Here is a 3,424-nt window from a genome sequence, read left to right on the forward strand (position 1 = left end):
CCTTGGGCAGCGGATGCTGGCCGAGCAGGGCGGCGGTGACGAACGCCAGGCTCAGGCCGGTGCCGTCGGTGAGGTCCTGCCATGACAGGTTCTTGCGCGCCTTGATGTCGATGACGGTGTCGGCCAGGGCCAGGCGTGGGGATTGGGCGAATTGGGATTGCAACATGGTGATGTCCTCTTGGGTTTGAATAAGGTTCAGGCGGCGTAGGCACGGGTGGCCGGGTGGTCGAGCAGCGACATGAAGCGCCCGTTGCGGCCATCCAGGGCGTCGATGGCGCCGCTTTCGATGTCGTAGACCCAGCCGTGCAGGCTCAGCCGGCCTTGTTCCAGGGCCAGGGCCACGGAAGGGTGGGTCTTGAGGTTGGCCAGTTGGGCGACCACGTTTTCCCGTACCAGCGAGTTCAGCCGGTCGGCATCCGATGCGTGAGTGCGGGCGGCATTGATCACCTTGGCCGACTCGGCGTGGCGCAGCCAGTTGGCCACGGCGGGCAAGTGGTCGAGGCATTTGCAGGTGGAGATCGCGGTCATGGCACCGCAGTCGGAGTGGCCGCAGATCACGATGTCGCTGACGCCGAGAACGGCCACTGCGTATTCGACGGTGGCCGACACGCCGCCAGGCTCCGGCCCGTAGGACGGGACGATGTTGCCGGCGTTACGGATCACAAACAGGTCACCGGGTTCCTGCTGGGTCAGCAGTTCCGGGACTACGCGGCTGTCGGAACAAGACACGAACAACGTGCCGGGGTTTTGCGTGGTAGCCAGGTGTTTGAACAGGTCGCTGCGTTGAGTGAAGGCTTCACCCTGGAACTTGCGGAAGCCGTCGATGAGATCTTGCATGGTGGTTCTCCTTGCGTCGCTGATGGGGCAAGGATGGAAGTTTTCAGCTATAGCGTCCAAGACCGGCTTATTATGGTTTCTATAAGTCATGCCTATAGTTGGAGCGCCTTCCATGTTGCTGCGTCATATCCGCTACCTGCTGGCCGTTGCCGAGCACCGTAATTTCACCCGGGCGGCGGAGGCGCTGCATGTGTCGCAGCCGACCTTGTCGCAGCAGATCCGGCAACTGGAAGACACTCTCGGTGCGCCACTGCTGGACCGTTCCGGCAGAAGCGTCAGCCTGACCGATGCAGGCGAGGCCTATGTGCGGTTTGCGCGCCTGGCCTTGCAGGATCTGCAGGCCGGCACCCGCGCCATGCATGACGTGCAGGACCTGAGCCGTGGCAGCTTGCGCCTGGCGATGACGCCGACATTTACCGCCTACCTGATCGGGCCGCTGCTGGCGCGATTTAACGGGCTGTATCCGGGGATTACAGTGAGTGTCGAGGAGCTGACCCAGGACCGCATGGAGGCGGCACTGACGGAGGATTTGCTGGATATCGGCATCGGTTTTACCGGCGAGCATTTGCCGGATATCGAGTGTGAAGGGGTGTTTGTCGAGGCGTTGAGCGTAGTGGTGAGCGCTGGTCATCCCGGCATTGATCGACAGTCGTGGCTCCAGCAGCCGTTGGTGCTGCTGAATGCCGGCTTCGCCACGCGTCGCTATATCGATGAGTATTTTCGCAGCCAGGCGGTGAAACCGCTGATTACCATGGAGGCCAATTCCATCAGCGCGATTATCGAAATCGTACGAAATACGCAGTTGGCGACCATCCTGCCCAGCGCGATTGCCCAGGTGCAGCCGGGGTTGCAGGCGGTGCCGCTGAGCCCGCCGTTGCCGCAACGCACGGCGGCGTTGCTCAGCCGCAGGGGAGGCTATCGCAGTGCGGCGTGCAAGGCGTTTGTCGAGCTGGTCAGGGCGCAGCCAGCCACTGATTGATGATGCCGTCGTACACGCCGGTCACCGTGCTCAAGTGCATCCACTGGTCCACATAACTCTTCCATGCGACATCATCGCGGGGCAGCAGGAACGCTTTCTCGCTGTACTGCATGTACCGCTCGGGATTCACCGCGCACAGTCCCGGCTTGAGCTTCTGCTGATACCGCGCCTCGCTGGCGTCGGTGATCATCACGTCCGCCTTGTTCGCCAGCAGTTCCTCGAAAATCGTCACGTTATCCGGGAACAGCGTCAGTTGTGCCTTGCCCAAATGCGCCCGCGCAAATACTTCATTGGTGCCGCCCGCAGGCTCGATCACGCGTACCTGCGGCTGGTTGATCTGCTCCACCGTCTGATAGCGCTGCACATCGGCGCAACGCACCAGCGGGATCTTGCCGTCGACGCCCAATGGCTGGCTGAAAAACGCCTTTTTCTGCCGCTCCAGGGACACTGAAATACCACCCACCGCAATATCACAGCGCTGGGCCAGGAAGTCCGGCATCAGGGTTTTCCAGGTGGTCGGCACCCACTTCACCTGCACCCCAAGGCTCTTGGCCAGCGACTGGGCCATCGAAATGTCGATGCCTTCGTAGCTGCCGTCCGGACGTAAATAGCTGTAGGGCTTGTAGTCGCCGGTGGTACAGACGCTCATTTCGCCGCGCTGGAGCACTTCATCCAGGCGCGACGCAGGGCTGTCGGCCAGGGCCTGGGCAGACAGGCCGGCCAGCAGGGAAAGGGTCAGCAATGCTTTCATGCGGTCGGGTCCTTGGGCATGGGCAGGGCCGCCATTATTTGCAAATGTTTAGCCACGGCACAACCAAACTCCATCAAGACTGGATTTAACGGCTTAACCTCGCGTGTGAGGCTGCCCGGCATCTCTTTACTGTGAATCCCGCATGGACGGTTCCCCCGACACACACCCTGAGACATCGCCAGGCGCCACCGCGTCCAGCCGTCCGGATCGTCGTCGGGTCACCGCTGATGCCCTCCCTTCCGAACTCGCCTTCTGGGCGCTCTGGCACTGCCGCCACGCACGCCCACCGGACACCTTTCTCCTACGTTGATTTGCCCGAATGGATGCCCCGCGCATCTGCCCGGCAGCGCCCGCGCGCCTGCCTGACGCGAACGTATGAGAATGCCCATGAGCACGCCCTTTGCCACCCTGCACGAAGCCCAGTCCTTTCTTGAGCAGAACCCGGATATCGAGATGTTCGAGCTGTTCATCCTCGACAACAACGGTGTGCCTCGCGGCAAACTGCTGCACCGCGATGAACTGCTGGCGGTCTATGAAAGTGGCCGGCCGCTGCCGAGTACCATCCTCGGCCTGACCATCAATGGCGACGACGTGGAGAACTCCGGGCTGGTCTGGGAAGTCGGTGATATCGACTGCCGCGCTTACCCGGTCAGCGGCAGTTTGCAGCGCATGCCGTGGCGCCTGATCCCGACGGCAGCAGTGCAAGTCAGCATGCACCCCACCGAAGGCATGCCCGCTACCGTGGCCGATCCCCGGCACCTGCTGGCCAGGGTGATTGACGACCTCAAGGCCGACGGCTATTACCCGGTGATGGCGGCGGAGCTGGAGTTCTATTTGCTCGACCAGAAACCCGACAG

Annotated in this window: 3 protein-coding genes and 2 pseudogenes; 2 read left to right on the top strand and 3 right to left on the bottom strand. The window is 62.2% G+C overall.

From position 1 onward, the window contains the following. Positions 1 to 166 (bottom strand): annotated as a pseudogene (locus tag HX846_RS31715) (cyanate hydratase); the annotation flags it as partial. A gap of 29 nt (positions 167 to 195) precedes the next feature. Then, positions 196 to 837, bottom strand: a complete 642-nt coding sequence (locus HX846_RS31720) for a carbonic anhydrase (RefSeq protein ID WP_178966915.1) — start codon at positions 835 to 837, stop codon at positions 196 to 198. A gap of 112 nt (positions 838 to 949) precedes the next feature. Here HX846_RS31720 and cynR point away from each other — a divergent pair, with 112 nt between their 5' ends. Beyond that, entirely contained in the window at positions 950 to 1,816 is an 867-nt protein-coding gene (gene cynR / locus HX846_RS31725) for a transcriptional regulator CynR (RefSeq protein ID WP_178903204.1), read from the top strand. Here the strand turns inward: cynR and HX846_RS31730 are convergent. Next, positions 1,791 to 2,567 (bottom strand): transporter substrate-binding domain-containing protein, encoded by a 777-nt coding sequence (locus tag HX846_RS31730; protein ID WP_178966916.1) that lies wholly within the window; start codon positions 2,565 to 2,567, stop codon positions 1,791 to 1,793. The two genes, cynR and HX846_RS31730, sit on opposite strands and share 26 nt — an antisense overlap. A 387-nt stretch (positions 2,568 to 2,954) precedes the next feature. Here HX846_RS31730 and HX846_RS31735 point away from each other — a divergent pair. Next, positions 2,955 to 3,424 (top strand): annotated as a pseudogene (locus tag HX846_RS31735) (glutamine synthetase); the annotation flags it as partial.

The sequence above is a fragment of the Pseudomonas sp. K5002 genome, assembly GCF_013386655.1.
Classification (GTDB): Bacteria; Pseudomonadota; Gammaproteobacteria; order Pseudomonadales; family Pseudomonadaceae; genus Aquipseudomonas.

What these genes read in the sequence shown, in the direction of transcription:
- HX846_RS31720 (WP_178966915.1), bottom strand. Translation starts at nt 837, where the DNA reads ATGCAAGATCTCATCGACGGCTTCCGCAAGTTCCAGGGTGAAGCCTTC.
- cynR (WP_178903204.1), top strand. Translation starts at nt 950, where the DNA reads ATGTTGCTGCGTCATATCCGCTACCTGCTGGCCGTTGCCGAGCACCGT.
- HX846_RS31730 (WP_178966916.1), bottom strand. Translation starts at nt 2,567, where the DNA reads ATGAAAGCATTGCTGACCCTTTCCCTGCTGGCCGGCCTGTCTGCCCAG.